This window comes from Hymenobacter sediminis (assembly GCF_003231285.1).
In the GTDB taxonomy this organism is placed as follows: Bacteria; Bacteroidota; Bacteroidia; order Cytophagales; family Hymenobacteraceae; genus Hymenobacter; species Hymenobacter sediminis.
This window is the reverse complement of sequence record NZ_QKNS01000006.1, coordinates 213,918-228,130: the sequence shown is the minus strand read 5'-3', so window position 1 is coordinate 228,130 and position 14,213 is coordinate 213,918. Positions and strand designations below refer to the sequence as shown.

Sequence of the window (14,213 nt, the reverse complement as noted above, 5' to 3'; positions counted from 1 at the left end):
CCCTGTCAGCAGGGGTGCGTGGGGCGCTTAGTTTAGGCGGGGGTCAGTGGGGTAATTTGACAGCACACGGTAGCGGCCGCCTTTTTCGCGCAAAATGGATTGCCAGAAGGCATCCGTGTCCAAAGTAAATACTTTCCCGGCAGCATTGGGATGCACAATCCAGACATTTTCCCGGACCTCTTCGGCCAGTTGCCCGGCCGTCCAGCCGGAGTAGCCTACGTAAAGGCGCACCAGTTCGGGCGAAATGTTGCCGGCCAGTAGATGATCCAGCAAGTGCGTAAACTCGCCGCCCCAGTACACGCCCTGTCCCAAACTCTCGGCTTGGGGTAGCTCCGGCACCTGGTGCAGGTAGTGCAGCGTATCGGGCTGCACGGGCCCGCCAATGCTAAGTGGAATGCGTGCAGCGGGCAGTACATTGCCGCCGGGTAGTTCCAGCACGTCGCCGAGTTGCAGGGTAGCCGGACGGTTCAGCACCAAGCCGAAGGAGCCTTCCTCCTCCGAGTGGCTGCATAGGAGCACCACAGTGCGCTCGAAGTTGGGGTCACCCAGGTACGGCTGGGAGATAAGTAAGCTACCAGGACGAAGACGAGGCATGATACACGGAGGATTGGTGAAGGAGGGCGCGTTGAGGAAACAAAAGCGGGATGGCACCAGGGAAAGATACCTGTTGGCCCGAAAGGCGCGGCTGCCTTCCTGGTAGGAGAAAGTACGCGAAGCAGGGGGGCAGAGGTTCCGCGGCCCGGGCGTATTATGCTACCTTGCGCCCGAAATGGTTGTTTTAGGGTAACTCCGGCTGCTGCAAAGCGGCGGCTATGCCCTTGCCGGCCGTTGTCTTGTGCTCAATTCCTACCCTGCCATGACTGACCAGCAACTGGCCGACCTGCGCCAGACCTACTCGCAGCGTACCCTCACCGAAACCGATGTGCATCCTAATGCTGTGAGCCAGTTTCGGGCCTGGCTGGATGAAGCCATTGCTGCTCAGGTAGAGGAACCCACGGCCATGACCCTAGCCACGGTGAATGAAGCCGGGCAGCCCGCCGCCCGCGTGGTGTTGCTTAAGGGCCTGCCCAACGACGAGGGGTTTCTGTTTTTCACCAACTACGACTCGCGCAAGGGGCAGGAGCTGGCCACCTCGCCGCTGGCGGCTCTGACTTTCTTCTGGCCGGGGTTAGAGCGGCAGGTGCGGGTAGAAGGCCGGGTAGAAAAAGCGCCGGAATCGGTATCCACGGAGTATTTTCAGAGCCGGCCCCGCAGCAGCCAAGTAGGCGCCTGGGCCTCGCCCCAAAGCCAGCCCATCCGGAGCCGCGAGGAACTGGCGGAGCGGGAGCAGGAGGTAGCTAGCCGGTTTGCCGATCAGGAGCCGCTACCCCGGCCCCCACACTGGGGAGGCTACTTACTGCTGCCTCAGCGCGTGGAGTTCTGGCAGGGCCGCCCTTCCCGTCTCCACGACCGGATTGTGTTTGAGCGGGTAGGCCTGGAGTGGCGGCTGAGCCGTTTGGCGCCCTGAGGCAAAGTGTCTGTCAAGAGGGTTAGGGCAGGAAGAAGGGGTAGGGAAAGCACCGTGCCCGCTCTCATCGCCTACCCTCTGGGCGCTACGAAGTCTTCTGCCTCCTGATCTGCTCGTTTGTTTATTCCTTAAAGATTTGGCTGAAATTCAACCTGTGCGGGGCTGGCGCTACAATGCTGCGCTGAGTCTGCAGATTGACGAATACGTTTCGCCCCTGTTCGACGTAGTGTCGCCGAAGCAGCGGGAGGCACTGTACCGCAATCCGTTCAATAGTATCCACTTGTCGGTGCCCCGGGGCGAAAACCCGGGGGAAGCCGCCCGCCAGCGCTTGCGTGAGTGGCAGGAGCAGGGCGTGCTGGTGCAGGACGAGCTGCCGGGCATCTATGCCTACTACCAGTATTTCCGCCTGCCGGGTAGCTCCCGCGAGTATTGCCGCAAAGGCTTCATGTGCCATATCCGGGCCACTGACTGGAGCGAAAACGTGGTTCTGCGCCACGAGAACACCCTGCCAGCTTCCGTGAACGACCGGGCCGAACTGCTGGCCTGCACCGAGTTTCAAACCAGTGCTACCCACGGCCTCTACCGCGACGACGACTTCGAACTGGAGCGCTACCTAGATGAGGCCATGCTAAATCCCCTCTACCAGACGGAGGAAGATTACCAGGGAGCCCGCGACGTGCTGGCCGTAATTCAGGATGTGCGCATCATCCGGCGGTTTCAGCAAGTGTTAGCCGCCCGCGAGGTTATTCTGGCGGATGGTCATCACCGCTACGAAGGCTCTTTGGCGTACCGGCAAGCCCGGCGTGCCGCCGCCGGCGACGGATACACGGGGCAGGAAGCCTGGAACTTCCACCTGATGTACCTGACCAACGCCGCCGCCGATGATTTGCGCATTCTGCCTACCCACCGTCTGCTGCTGGACCTTCCCGGCGACCTGAGCCCTGAAGAGTTGCTGGAGCGCTTGGCTCCTTACTTTACATTGCTACCCCTCGACGACCCGTATGACCTACCCGAGCGCATTGCAGGCAAGCCCTGGGCGTTTGGTCTGTACTTAGGGCAGGGGCAAAGCTACAAGCTCCGGCTGCGGCCCGAAGTGCACGCCCAGCTCGAGTGGGACACCACCCCCGAAGTAAAAGCCCTCGACCTGACGGTGCTACACTATTTCGTGCTGGAAAAAGCGCTGGGCATCGTGGGGCCGGAAGCCCAGCGGCAATGGCCCGGCGTGGCGTACGTGCGCGCCTTTTCCGAGTGCTTAAGTCGGGTGGATCGGGGAGAAGCCCGCGCGGCCCTGATTACCAACGAGGTGACCATGGCCGAGGTGGAGCGCGTATGTCACTCCGGGGCCGTCATGCCCCCTAAGTCCACATTCTTCTATCCTAAAACCATTGGTGGGTTTTTGTTTAGCAGCATCCGCGACGAAGAATCTGCCGCCCCCTTTTATGCCGCTTTCCGCTCCTAACGCTTCCTTGCAGCCTTCCGCCCGCCCTCGGCTAGTGCTGGCTTCCAACTCGCCGCGCCGCCGCCAACTGCTCCTGGATATGGGGCTGGCTTATGAAGTGCGCCTGCGGGAAGTGGATGAAAGCTTTCCGCCCCAGCTGGTGCGGGCAGAAGTAGCCGAATACTTGGCCGCACACAAAGCCGCCGCCTACGCCCCTGACCTAGCCCCGGATGAACTGGTAATTACCGCCGATACCATTGTGTGCCTGGATGATGCCGTGCTGAATAAGCCCGCTGATGCCGCCGAAGCTGTACAGATGCTGCAGCGCCTGCAGGGCCGGGCCCATGAAGTGTACACGGGCGTGTGCCTGCTTCACGGCGACGGCCGCCGGGTGGTCTTCTCTGACCAGACGCGGGTGTACTTCCGTCCGCTTAGCCTGGCGGAAATCGAGCATTATGTTGCTACCTATTCCCCTTTGGACAAAGCCGGCGCCTACGGGGCTCAGGACTGGATTGGCATGGTGGCGGTTACCCGCCTGGAAGGCTCGTACTTCAATGTGATGGGCCTGCCGGTGCACCGGGTATGGGAGGAGCTGGAAAAGTTGGGAGCCGTGGGGGTAGGGTAGTCGGGGTAAAAAAATTTTGGAACGAAAACCTGCACTAACACTGCCGGACGATGCCTGTTGATAGGGCATTTTGCGCAAGAATAGCGTAATTCGTGGTTTCGTTTCCGGCTTCCTCTCCCTGTATGGTTCCTGTTTCTGATAACGCCTCTATTTTGCCCCGCTTGCGCCTCGAAACGCAGCCCTATCACGAAGCGCTGGAACAGAATGCCTTCAACCAGGCCCTGTCGGCCGGTAACGTTACCCCACAGGCTACAGAGTTTTTCCTGAGCAAGCTGTATGGGTTTCTGAAGCCCTACGAGGCCGCTTTGGACGCGTACCCCTTCCCGGCAGAATGGGAGGTAGCCACCCGCCACCGGGCCCACTTAATTGCGCAGGATCTACCCGCGGTAGCCGACCTGCCGCTTTGCCCCGATATGCCGCCGCTACGCACTTGGCCTCAACTGCTGGGCGCCATGTACGTGCTGGAAGGCTCTACGCTGGGCGGACAAGTGATTACCCGGCAACTGGCTAAATCCGGCATTTCAACCCGCACGTACTTTACTGGCTATGCTGAGCGTACGGGCTCCATGTGGAAACAATTCTGTGGGCTGCTGACGGCCGCCGCAACCCACCCCGATGATCAGGCTGAAATCGTGCACTCGGCCGTTGTTACCTTTCAAAAGCTACACGCGTGGATCGAGCAGCCCTATTAAACACCGATGAGCGTCTGATTAATGCGCCCGTTACCCTAACTAACTGCGACCGGGAGCCCATTCATATTCCCGGCTCGGTGCAGCCGTACGGGTTTCTGTTGTGCCTCGCAGAGAGTACGGGCCGCATTGTGCACGCCAGCCAGAACACGGGTGATTTGTTGGGAATGCCGGCCCAACAGCTGCTGGGCGGCGGCCTGGAGCAGTTGCTTAGCTTGGAGCAGGTAGCCGACATCCGTGAGCAGTTTCCTACCCTCACGGAAACTGCCAAGCTGCTGGGTGTCCGCCTCGATCAGGTGCCGGGTCAACCGTTTTACAAGCTGATTCTGCACCGCTTCGACGAGTTGCTGTGGCTGGAGTTTGAGCCCGTAGCTGAAACGGCGACCAGCGTGCTCGATTTACCCTCTCTGAATGTGGCCCTGGGGCAGATGCTGACGGCTACCTCGGTGCTGGAGTTTTGCCAGCGCGCCGCAGATGAGATTCGCTCCATCACGGGCTTCGACCGGGTGCTGATATATCGCTTTGCCGAAGACGCCAGCGGAGAAGTAGTAGCCGAGGCTGTGCGCGAGGATCTGGAGCCTTTCTTGGGACTTCACTATCCGGCTACCGATATTCCGCAGCAGGCCCGGGCTCTCTACCTCAAAAACTGGCTGCGTTTTATTCCGGATGTAGATTACGTGCCTTCGCCGCTCGTGCCCGTGCTGCACCCCACGGCCGCCCGCCCGCCCGACATGACCCACGCCGTGCTGCGCAGCGTGTCGCCCATTCACTTGCAGTACTTGCGCAACATGGGGGTAGCGGCCACCATGACCATCTCCATTATTCAGGAGGGTAAGTTGTGGGGGCTGATGACCTGCCACCACCTTACTCCGCGCCTGATCAGCTATGAACTGCGCGAGCTGTGCCTATTTATTGGCAAAACGTTTTCGGCTCTGCTGGCTACCAAGCAGCAGCACGATGACTATGCCTACCAGCTGCACATCCGTGAAACCCAGGTCCGTTTGTTCGAGCAGATCAGCCGGCAGACCAACTTCATAGAAGGGCTCTACAAGCACACGCCTACCATTCAGGATGTGCTGAACTGTGGCGGGGCAGCCATCTGCTTCGAGGGCTCTACTATTACCCTGGGGGCTACCCCCACTATTAACCAGATTCAGGAACTGACCCAGTGGCTGCAGGAAAACGTGGCGGAAGACGTATTCCACACTAACTCCTACGTGCAGCACAATCCCGCGGGGGTAGCTTTGCGCGGCACGGCCAGCGGCATTCTGGCTATTTCTCTCTCGCAAGACCCCGGAGACTACATCATCTGGTTTCGGCCCGAGTTGGTGCAAACCGTAACGTGGGCTGGCAAAACCCAGAAGGCGGAAGTCATGAAGGATGGGGAGCTGTTCCTCTCGCCCCGACAGTCGTTCGAGGCCTGGCGGCAGCTCGTGGATAATACGTCGGCGCCCTGGCGGCCCCTGGAGCTGGCTGCTGCCGAAGAAATTCGCCTGCACCTCTCCGATGTTCGCCTCAAAATATTCAATGAGCTCCAAACCCGGGCGGCTACCCTGAGCCGGCTCAACTCAGAGCTGGAGCGCAGCAACGATGAACTCGATTCCTTTGCCTACGTGGCCTCCCACGACCTGAAGGAGCCGTTGCGCGGGATTCACAACTACTCCATCTTCTTGCTGGAAGATTACGCTGACCAGCTGGATGCCGAAGGCGTAAACAAGCTGGAAACCCTGGTGCGTCTTAGCCAGCGCATGGAGTCCCTAATTGAGTCATTGCTGCAGCTTTCACGGGTAGGGCGCCAAGAGCTGAGCGTTGAGCGGACAGACCTGAACGGGGTAGTAGCCGAAGTGCTGGAGCTACTGCAACCCCGCTTAGAGCAGCTGCAAACCACCGTTACCATTGCGGAGCCGCTGCCCGTAATGCGGTGCGACAAAGTGCGGGTGCAGGAAATTATTTCCAACCTGCTGACCAACGCCATGCGTTATCATGACGCGCCCGAAGGGCAGGTAACGATTGGGATAGCCCCGGCCGCAACCCGAGGTCCGCGCGGTACTGGGAACCCCCAGGACTACTTTGTGTTATACATGCGCGACAATGGCATCGGAATTGATCCGCGCCATCACCATACCATTTTCCGGATTTTCAAGCGCCTACACGCGCAGGACAAATACGGCGGTGGTACCGGAGCCGGGCTGGCCATTGCTCGCAAAATGGTTGAGCGCCACGACGGCGAATTGTGGGTGGAATCCGTACCAGGTCATGGATCCACCTTTTATTTCTCTCTTTCAAAGCATTTATAAGTGATAACCTCATCTCTCAAGCCCATCCTAGTGGTGGAAGACAGCGTAGAGGATTTTACCGCGCTGGGTCGTGCTTTCCGCAAGCAGGCTCTGGCCAATCCGCTGCTGCGTTGCGAAGATGGCGACCAGGCCCTGGAGTATCTGCAGGGTTATGGAAAACGTGCGGGCTGGCCCCTGACCCTGCCTGCATTTGTGCTGCTTGACCTCAACCTGCCCGGCACCGATGGCCGGACGGTACTTGGAATATTGAAACAGGATCCACAGCTACAGTCGATTCCGGTTATCATTTTCAGTACTTCGTCCAACACCCGCGATATTGAGGAGTGCTACCGGTTGGGCGCCAACAGCTACCTGACCAAGCCTATTGAGTACGCTTCCCTGGAAGAGAAAGCGCGCCTGCTGGTCAACTACTGGCTGGGAACTTCAGAGCTGCCCCCGTTGAGCTAAGGATGAGTGGGGTGAAGAAAATCTTAGTAGTTGACGACAACGAGCAAGACCGCATGCTCTACAAACGCTACCTGCGCAAGTATGCCGGGCAGGAGCCGTTTGAGCTTTATGAAGCATCCTCGGGCGAAGAGGGGGTAGCCGCATTCCGCACCTACCAGCCCGACTGTGTGCTGCTGGACTACAACCTGCCCGATACCGATGGGCTGACCTTACTGCTGGAACTGCAGCAGCAGGCGCCGGCCGATACGCTGTGCGTGGTGATGATTACGGGCGGCGGCAGTGAGCAGCTGGCCGTGCGCGCCCTTAACAATGGCGCCCTTGATTATCTGGTAAAGCAGCAATTTGATCAGGAGCTGCTGAGCAAAACGGTGCTGCACGCCATCGAAAAAAATGAGTGGCGGCAGTACGTGGCCCGGCACCATACCGCGTTGGAGGCCGTAAACCAGCAGCTCCGTGAGTCACTGCAGGAGCTAACGGATGCCCGCCTGCAAATACAGCTATCCAATACGCAGTTGCAGCAAGCCTACCAAGATGTAGAAGCGCGTAACCAGGCTCTGGATTCAGCTAATCAGAAACTGGCCCGCACCAACGCCGATCTGGATAACTTCGTGTACGCCGCTTCCCACGATTTGCGTCAGCCCGTGAATAACTTACAGGGGCTGTTTGATGAACTGCGGCGTTCGGCTACCTTCCATGACCCTGAGCAGGGCTACGTGCTGCGCTTGGTGGATGAATCATTGCGCGACCTCTCTACCACCATTAATGGCTTGGCCGCCGTGGTGCAGGAGGAGCGCCAACCACGGGAACAGTTAGCTGAACCCGTGGACTTGGCCGACTTGACAGCCGACGTGCTTCAGACCCTACGTCCTCAGCTGCTGGAAACCCAGGCCAACGTCTGCAGCGACTTTAAGCCCGCACCGGAGGTAGTACTTGTGCGGTCCAATTTGCGCACTATTCTGCTGAATCTGCTTTCCAATGCGCTAAAGTACCGCCACCCCAACCGGCTGCCGCAGGTAACATTGCAGAGCTGGCCAACTTCCGGGCAAGTGGTACTGCAGGTATCAGATAACGGCTTGGGTATTGATCTGCAGCGCCACGGCTCGGAGTTGTTCAAGCTGTTTCGGCGGTTCCACCACCAGGCAAGTGAGGGCACCGGTGTAGGACTGTTCTTGGTGAACCGGTTGGTTCAGGGCCAGGGGGGCTATATCGAAGTTGACAGCGAGCCAGACCAGGGTACCACTTTTCGGGTATTTCTGCCGAATGAACTTTCGGTGAGCTATTGATCATCCAACGGTAGTTCGGGTACGGGCTGTCCGGGACGGGCATACCCGTACCGGGCTACGGCCGTGGCCGTGTAGTATGTATCGAGGCCGCTCAGGGCTACTGTGTCAGCCGCCGGCAGGTTCAGGGAGCCATCGGGGCGTAGTGCTTCGTCCGGAAGGTAGAGGTGCTGTACGCGGCCAATGAGCAGCACGGTGCCGTTGGCTTCAATGGGTAGCTCCTGAACCAGTTCCAGTCCAATCTGCAACCGACTTTCCTGAACGTAGGGTGCTAAAAAGCCGTCGCGGTACTCGGGCGTGAGTCCGCAGGCGTCGAACTCCGATACCTCGCGCTCAAAGTTGGCCGAGGTGCCGTGTGCTTCCTCAATAATGCCCGTATGCACGTGGTTGAGGGTGTAGTAGCGGGTAGCCCGGATGTTATCATAGGAGTGGCGGGGCACGCTGGGCGGACGCATGACTAGGCCCAGCAAGGCCGGTTGAGAGCCTAAGTGCACAACCGAACTGATAATAGCCAGGTTCGTGCGGCCTTCCGCATCGGTGGTGCCCAGCAGATTAGCCGGCTTAAACCCGGTAATGGCATTGACCAGATTCAGCCGGAAAACCTTTTCCAGGTCGGCAAGATCAGCAGCCGTAAAGTGAGGCATAAAGACTAGGGTTATAAGAGTACCCTTCTATAACCGTCAGGTCTCAAAAAAGTATGAAGCCTTAAGCTCTTTTTTGGATAAAGTGTTTGTGGGAAATTAAATATTCATAAAATAAAAGCCTTCCTGTTCTACTAATTAATATTAGTGGAACAGGAAGGCTTTTATTAATTAAAGTGATGGTGCCTAGTTACGGCATTAATACTTTGTCAATTACGTGAATTACGCCATTGCTTTGAATTACGTCGTAGGTTGAAATAGTGGATATATTTCCTTTCTCATCCTGCAGTACCACGTTTTTTGGGCCGTTCATCATTGCCTTCAGCGTGCCACCACTTACTGTTTTCAGGGTAGCGGTGCCTTTGCCGGCCTTAATGGCTGACATAATCTTGTCCGCCGTCATGTTGCCCGCCACTACGTGGTAAGTCAGGATTTTAGTGAGGGTGGCTTTGTTTTCGGGCTTTACCAGCGTTTCAACGGTGCCAGCTGGCAGGGCGCTGAAAGCAGCGTTAGTAGGGGCGAATACCGTGAAAGGGCCCTTGCCCTGTAAGGTTTCTACCAGGCCTGCGGCCTTCACGGCGGCTACCAGGGTAGTGTGGTCTTTGGAGTTGACGGCGTTTTCAACAATGTTCTTGTTGGGGTACATGGCTTGGCCGCCTACGGATACTGTGCCTGGGGTCAGTTGGGCCTGGGCCATAGCGGAATTGATAGAGGCAATGCCTAGCAGAGCCGCGCCGGCAAAAGAAAGCAGGTGCTTTTTCATGAAATTATGAAAAGAGAAAGGGGTGAGATAAGTAGATTTGTCTGCACTTACGCCCTTGCTCTTTTATTCGGATTTACTTGCTTGTAAAAATAGTTTTATGTAACTGAATAATGCGGTTGTTTTTGCTTGATAAAAAGGTAATTAGTGCTGATTGAACAATGAAATAATATGATCTGATTTATCGCCTTGCAGTCAATTATTAAGTGCTATAAATAATAAAAAGGGTTACTGCTAGCTAGGGGTAGTAAAAGGTAAGCCCGGCAGAGAAAGGGCATAAGTCCGGAACAGGAGCGAGTTGCGGATTTGGCGAAAACCCCTCTATATTTGTCTGCTGGTTTGCTGCAAGGAGGCTGCCACGCCGAAGGCAGCCGGCCTCCGGAAACAAATAACGGGATAAGCCCGTAAGCTTACCCCGTTACCGTGTTCTATCAGTGGCGTTCCAGGATAAAGGAAACCACCGCGCGAACAATTCCTCCTAGAGCAGCTTTGCCGAGCTCGAGGAGGACGCGGGCGAAACCAAGTTGCTCGGTTTTTTCCGCTTTCACACGTACCTTCTTCATTGGAGTCAGAAGTTAGGTGTTTGCCCACCTGCTTCTTGAAACCCCGGTTGCGCCAACAGCCGGGGTTTTCGCTTTTCTAAAGCGACCCGCGTTGGTGAGATGGTGTAACCGTGCGTTTGGGACAAATATACCGGTGGTCGGTTCAGGGCCCGTGCTTCAACTGAGATTTTGCCCGGTCAGAGGGGTAGGGGGGATTCAAAGGCGGCGAGCCACGCAAGATTCCGGTGTACTTTTGCCGGCTCATCTTTACCCCTGTTCCGTATGCTGCCCCCTGAGGTACTTATTGCGCGCACTGCCGACTTTATCCGCGAGAAGTTTCTGCACGAAGGTTCCGGCCACGACTGGGAGCACATCCGTCGGGTGTGGCAAGTGGCCCGGGCCCTGGCCCATCAAACCCCCGAAGCCGATGCCCTGGTGACGGAGCTGGGTGCTCTGCTCCATGATGTGGCCGACTGGAAATTCCACGGCGGCGATGAAGAGGCTGGCCCCCAGGCCGCCCGGGAGTGGTTGGAAAGTCAGCAGACGCCGGAAGCCGTTATTAAGAGGGTAGAAGCCATTATCCGGGAAATTAGCTTTAAGGGCCTCGGAGTGGCTACCCCCATGAGCAGCGTAGAAGGTGAACTGGTGCAGGATGCCGACCGGCTGGACGCCATTGGTGCTATTGGGGTAGCGCGGGCTTTTGCCTACGGCGGCCATAAAAATCGCCCCCTGCACGATCCGGCTGTGCCCCCCGTCCAGCACGAGAGCTTCGCGAGCTATAAGCAGAACACGGCTCCCACCATCAATCATTTCTACGAGAAGCTGCTGCACCTGCGGGAGCGGCTGAATACGCCGGCCGCACGGCGGGTGGCTAAGGAGCGGCACGCCTTTATGGAGCAGTTCCTGGCTCAGTTTCTGCGTGAGTGGGAAGGCCAGGATGTGGAGGAGTTGTAATTCCTATCTTTACCCCATGTCATTTTTACCATCTCTTTCCCGCTGCTTGCTCCCGCTGCTGGTGCTCGTGCTGGCGGTTTCGTGTCGCACCTGTCCCATCGTTTCGTGCCACACCCGCAAGGTGCACTTGCACAACGGTACAAAGTACCGCGGGCAGCCGCTGTTCAAGAAACAGAACCCCGCTATTGGGGAGAAAATCAAGGTGCATAAGCAGGAAACGGGTAAGCATAAAAACGACCGGAGCAAGAGCTTGAAATAGCCGGTAAATCGGGCTTCTAGCTAGGTAAAACGGGTTTTTTTGACTATCTTGCAGGCTTAAAGAAGTTCACTCTCACGGGCCGGCAAGCTCCACTATTCGGGGCTGCTCCGGCCGACTACACTCTCCCTATGGCGGAAGGCGAAAAGATCATTCCGATAAACATTGAAGATGAGATGCGTGGGGCCTACATCGACTACTCGATGTCGGTTATCATCTCCCGGGCTCTACCTGACGTACGCGACGGCCTCAAACCCGTGCACCGCCGTGTACTCTACGGCATGTCGGAACTGGGCGTATCCTACAACAAATCCTATAAGAAGAGTGCCCGTATTGTGGGGGAGGTGCTCGGTAAGTATCACCCCCACGGCGACTCCTCGGTTTACGATACCATGGTGCGCATGGCCCAGGACTGGAGCCTGCGCTACCCCCTCGTGGATGGCCAAGGTAACTTCGGTAGCATCGACGGCGACTCGCCGGCGGCTATGCGTTACACCGAAGCCCGTCTGAAGCGCCTGGCTGATGAAATGCTCGGTGACCTGGACAAAGACACGGTAGATTTCCAGCCCAACTTCGATGACTCCTTGGAGGAGCCGTCGGTGATGCCGGCGAAGTTCCCGAACCTGCTGGTAAACGGTACCACCGGTATTGCGGTGGGTATGGCCACCAACATGGCCCCGCACAACCTGACGGAGGTAGTGGACGGCATTGTGGCCTACCTGGCTAACCCCGACATTACTATTGCCGAGTTGATGGAGCACATCACGGCTCCTGACTTCCCGACCGGCGGTATCATCTACGGCTATGAGGGTGTAAAGCAGGCCTTCGAAACTGGCCGGGGCCGCGTAGTGATGCGGGCTAAAGCGCACTTCGAAACTACGCCTTCAGGTAAGGAGCAAATTGTCGTGACCGAGATTCCCTATATGGTGAACAAGGCCTCGATGATTGAGAAGACGGCCGCACTCATCAATGAGAAGAAAATTGAGGGTATTGCCGACCTGCGCGACGAATCGGACCGCGACGGTATGCGCATCGTGTATGACCTGAAGCGCGACGCTATGCCGACGGTGGTACTGAACAACCTGTTCAAGTACACCCAACTGCAATCGTCGTTCGGGGTTAACAATGTGGCGCTGGTGAAGGGCCGTCCGATGACGCTCAACCTGAAGAATCTGATTCAGTACTTCGTGGAGCACCGGGCCGATGTGGTGGTGCGCCGGACCCGCTATGAGCTGGCCGAAGCCCAGAAGCGTGCGCACATCCTGGAAGGCTTGCTGATTGCCCTCGACCACCTCGATGAGGTGATTGCCCTGATCCGAGCCTCCCGCGACGGTGACGCGGCCCGCATGCAGCTGATCGAGCGATTCTCGCTGAGCGAAGTACAGGCCCGCGCCATCCTGGATATGCGTCTGCAGCGCCTTACGGGTCTGGAGCGCGACAAGCTGGTACAGGAATACAACGAGCTGATGAGCCTGATTGACCATCTGAAGGCCGTACTGGCCTCTGATGAGATGCAGCGCGATATTATCCGTCAGGAGCTTGTTGATATTCGGGAGCGGTACGGTGATGCTCGCCGGACAACCATTGAGTACGCCGGTGGTGACTTCTCGATGGAAGACATGATTGCCGACGAGAGCATGGTAATTACCATCTCCCGCGAAGGTTACATCAAGCGGACTGCCCTCGATGAATACCGGGCGCAGGGTCGGGGAGGGGTAGGAGCCCGCGGGGCTGCCTCCAAGCAGGATGACTTTACTGAGCACCTGTTTGTAGCTACCACTCACGAGTACCTGCTGTTCTTCACGGAGCTGGGCCGCGTATTCTGGCTGAAAGTGTACGAAGTGCCAGAAGGTGGCAAGAACACCAAAGGCCGTCCGATTCAGAACCTGATTGAGATTCCGCGTGAGGACAGCGTGCGTTCCGTACTAAACGTGCGCGGCCTGCGCGACCCGGATTACCTCGACAATACCTTCCTGATGTTCTGCACCGAGCAGGGCACCGTGAAGAAAACACCTCTCGAAGCGTATTCGCGTCCGCGTGCCGCCGGTATCAATGCCATTACGATCAACGAAGGCGACCGACTGCTGGATGTACAGTTGCTCAACGGCAACTCTGAGGTAGTATTGGCCTTGCGCTCTGGTCGGGCCGTACGTTTCCCCGAAGAGAAAGTGCGTTCCATGGGCCGCACGGCTGCCGGGGTACGTGGTATCACGCTGGCCGAGGACATGACCGACGACCGGGTGGTAGGTATGGTGTGCATCGACAAAGACAGCCAGGATGAGCTGCTGGTAGTGTCGGAAAACGGCTACGGTAAGCGTAGCCCGTTAGAAGAGTACCGTATCACCAACCGCGGGGGTAAGGGTGTGCGCGCTATGAAACTGACGGAAAAAACCGGGCAACTGGTAACCATCAAGGCCGTCAGCGACTCCGATGATCTGATGATCATCAACAAGTCCGGTATTACTATTCGTCTGCGGATGAATGAGCTGCGCAGTATTGGCCGGGCAACTCAAGGCGTCCGACTACTGAAAATCAGCCAAGGCGATGAAATATCGTCGGTGGCAAAAGTTGCTGCCGAAGAGAAAGATGTTGAGGCGGAAGAGGCCGAGCTGCAGGGGCTGCTACCCAATGGCAGCCCGGACGGGGAGGGGCAACCCGCTACCCCGGATGCGGGCCTCGACGACCTTACGGACCCAGATTCCATCAGCGCTAATTAACTTGCAACGGCAGAACTCATCGGTGAGTTCTGCCGTTTGCGTTGCAATTCCTTTCACTAA

The 14,213-nt window shown here is 57.5% G+C and carries 14 protein-coding genes; 10 read left to right on the top strand and 4 right to left on the bottom strand.

Features of this window, described 5'->3' with window-relative positions:
• Positions 1 to 27 precede the first annotated feature (27 nt).
• On the bottom strand, positions 28 to 594 hold the full coding sequence (locus DNI29_RS16865; RefSeq protein ID WP_110979300.1) for a YqgE/AlgH family protein: 567 nt from the start codon (positions 592 to 594) through the stop codon (positions 28 to 30).
• A 262-nt stretch (positions 595 to 856) separates the two neighbouring features.
• Here DNI29_RS16865 and pdxH point away from each other — a divergent pair, with 262 nt between their 5' ends.
• The 7 genes from pdxH (at position 857) to DNI29_RS16830 (ending at position 8,286) form a co-directional block, all read left to right on the top strand.
• A complete protein-coding gene (gene pdxH, locus DNI29_RS16860) occupies positions 857 to 1,507 on the top strand; it encodes a pyridoxamine 5'-phosphate oxidase (protein ID WP_110979299.1) in 651 nt (216 codons plus the stop codon).
• A 136-nt stretch (positions 1,508 to 1,643) separates the two neighbouring features.
• The gene (locus DNI29_RS16855) at positions 1,644 to 2,966 is read left to right on the top strand and encodes a DUF1015 domain-containing protein (RefSeq protein WP_110979298.1); all 1,323 of its coding nucleotides are present in this window, start codon (positions 1,644 to 1,646) and stop codon (positions 2,964 to 2,966) included.
• The gene (locus tag DNI29_RS16850) at positions 2,947 to 3,570 is read left to right on the top strand and encodes a Maf family nucleotide pyrophosphatase (protein ID WP_110979297.1); all 624 of its coding nucleotides are present in this window, start codon (positions 2,947 to 2,949) and stop codon (positions 3,568 to 3,570) included. Before DNI29_RS16855 ends, DNI29_RS16850 begins: the two co-directional genes overlap by 20 nt.
• A 122-nt stretch (positions 3,571 to 3,692) precedes the next feature.
• Positions 3,693 to 4,262 carry a biliverdin-producing heme oxygenase gene (locus DNI29_RS16845; RefSeq protein WP_110979296.1) on the top strand — a complete coding sequence of 190 codons (570 nt, stop codon included), beginning with the start codon at positions 3,693 to 3,695 and terminating at the stop codon, positions 4,260 to 4,262.
• Positions 4,241 to 6,556, top strand: a complete 2,316-nt coding sequence (locus DNI29_RS16840) for an ATP-binding protein (protein WP_110979295.1) — start codon at positions 4,241 to 4,243, stop codon at positions 6,554 to 6,556. Before DNI29_RS16845 ends, DNI29_RS16840 begins: the two co-directional genes overlap by 22 nt.
• Positions 6,557 to 7,003, top strand: a complete 447-nt coding sequence (locus DNI29_RS16835) for a response regulator (protein WP_110979294.1) — start codon at positions 6,557 to 6,559, stop codon at positions 7,001 to 7,003.
• Between the two features lie 11 nt (positions 7,004 to 7,014).
• The gene (locus DNI29_RS16830) at positions 7,015 to 8,286 is read left to right on the top strand and encodes a hybrid sensor histidine kinase/response regulator (protein WP_162303645.1); all 1,272 of its coding nucleotides are present in this window, start codon (positions 7,015 to 7,017) and stop codon (positions 8,284 to 8,286) included.
• Here DNI29_RS16830 and DNI29_RS16825 read toward each other — a convergent pair.
• From DNI29_RS16825 to DNI29_RS25145, 3 genes are all read right to left on the bottom strand, one after another.
• Positions 8,280 to 8,927, bottom strand: coding sequence for a flavin reductase family protein (locus DNI29_RS16825; protein WP_110979292.1), 648 nt, complete (start codon positions 8,925 to 8,927; stop codon positions 8,280 to 8,282). The genes DNI29_RS16830 and DNI29_RS16825 overlap by 7 nt on opposite strands.
• Positions 8,928 to 9,114: 187 nt before the next feature.
• Entirely contained in the window at positions 9,115 to 9,687 is a 573-nt protein-coding gene (locus tag DNI29_RS16820) for a fasciclin domain-containing protein (protein ID WP_110979291.1), read from the bottom strand.
• A 428-nt stretch (positions 9,688 to 10,115) separates the two neighbouring features.
• Positions 10,116 to 10,247, bottom strand: a complete 132-nt coding sequence (locus DNI29_RS25145) for a hypothetical protein (protein WP_262510229.1) — start codon at positions 10,245 to 10,247, stop codon at positions 10,116 to 10,118.
• A 261-nt stretch (positions 10,248 to 10,508) separates the two neighbouring features.
• On the opposite strand from DNI29_RS25145, the gene DNI29_RS16815 reads away from it, so the two are divergent.
• The 3 genes from DNI29_RS16815 (at position 10,509) to gyrA (ending at position 14,153) form a co-directional block, all read left to right on the top strand.
• Entirely contained in the window at positions 10,509 to 11,180 is a 672-nt protein-coding gene (locus tag DNI29_RS16815) for an HD domain-containing protein (RefSeq protein ID WP_110979290.1), read from the top strand.
• Between the two features lie 16 nt (positions 11,181 to 11,196).
• Entirely contained in the window at positions 11,197 to 11,439 is a 243-nt protein-coding gene (locus DNI29_RS16810; RefSeq protein ID WP_123823294.1) for a hypothetical protein, read from the top strand.
• Between the two features lie 128 nt (positions 11,440 to 11,567).
• Positions 11,568 to 14,153 (top strand): DNA gyrase subunit A, encoded by a 2,586-nt coding sequence (gene gyrA / locus DNI29_RS16805; RefSeq protein ID WP_110979288.1) that lies wholly within the window; start codon positions 11,568 to 11,570, stop codon positions 14,151 to 14,153.
• The last annotated feature ends 60 nt before the right edge of the window (positions 14,154 to 14,213 follow it).

Coding starts and splice junctions, on each gene's coding strand:
- DNI29_RS16865 (WP_110979300.1), bottom strand. CDS start 594: ATGCCTCGTCTTCGTCCTGGTAGCTTACTTATCTCCCAGCCGTACCTG.
- pdxH (WP_110979299.1), top strand. CDS start 857: ATGACTGACCAGCAACTGGCCGACCTGCGCCAGACCTACTCGCAGCGT.
- DNI29_RS16850 (WP_110979297.1), top strand. CDS start 2,947: ATGCCGCTTTCCGCTCCTAACGCTTCCTTGCAGCCTTCCGCCCGCCCT.
- DNI29_RS16845 (WP_110979296.1), top strand. CDS start 3,693: ATGGTTCCTGTTTCTGATAACGCCTCTATTTTGCCCCGCTTGCGCCTC.
- DNI29_RS16825 (WP_110979292.1), bottom strand. CDS start 8,927: ATGCCTCACTTTACGGCTGCTGATCTTGCCGACCTGGAAAAGGTTTTC.
- DNI29_RS16820 (WP_110979291.1), bottom strand. CDS start 9,687: ATGAAAAAGCACCTGCTTTCTTTTGCCGGCGCGGCTCTGCTAGGCATT.
- DNI29_RS25145 (WP_262510229.1), bottom strand. CDS start 10,247: ATGAAGAAGGTACGTGTGAAAGCGGAAAAAACCGAGCAACTTGGTTTC.
- DNI29_RS16815 (WP_110979290.1), top strand. CDS start 10,509: ATGCTGCCCCCTGAGGTACTTATTGCGCGCACTGCCGACTTTATCCGC.
- DNI29_RS16810 (WP_123823294.1), top strand. CDS start 11,197: ATGTCATTTTTACCATCTCTTTCCCGCTGCTTGCTCCCGCTGCTGGTG.
- gyrA (WP_110979288.1), top strand. CDS start 11,568: ATGGCGGAAGGCGAAAAGATCATTCCGATAAACATTGAAGATGAGATG.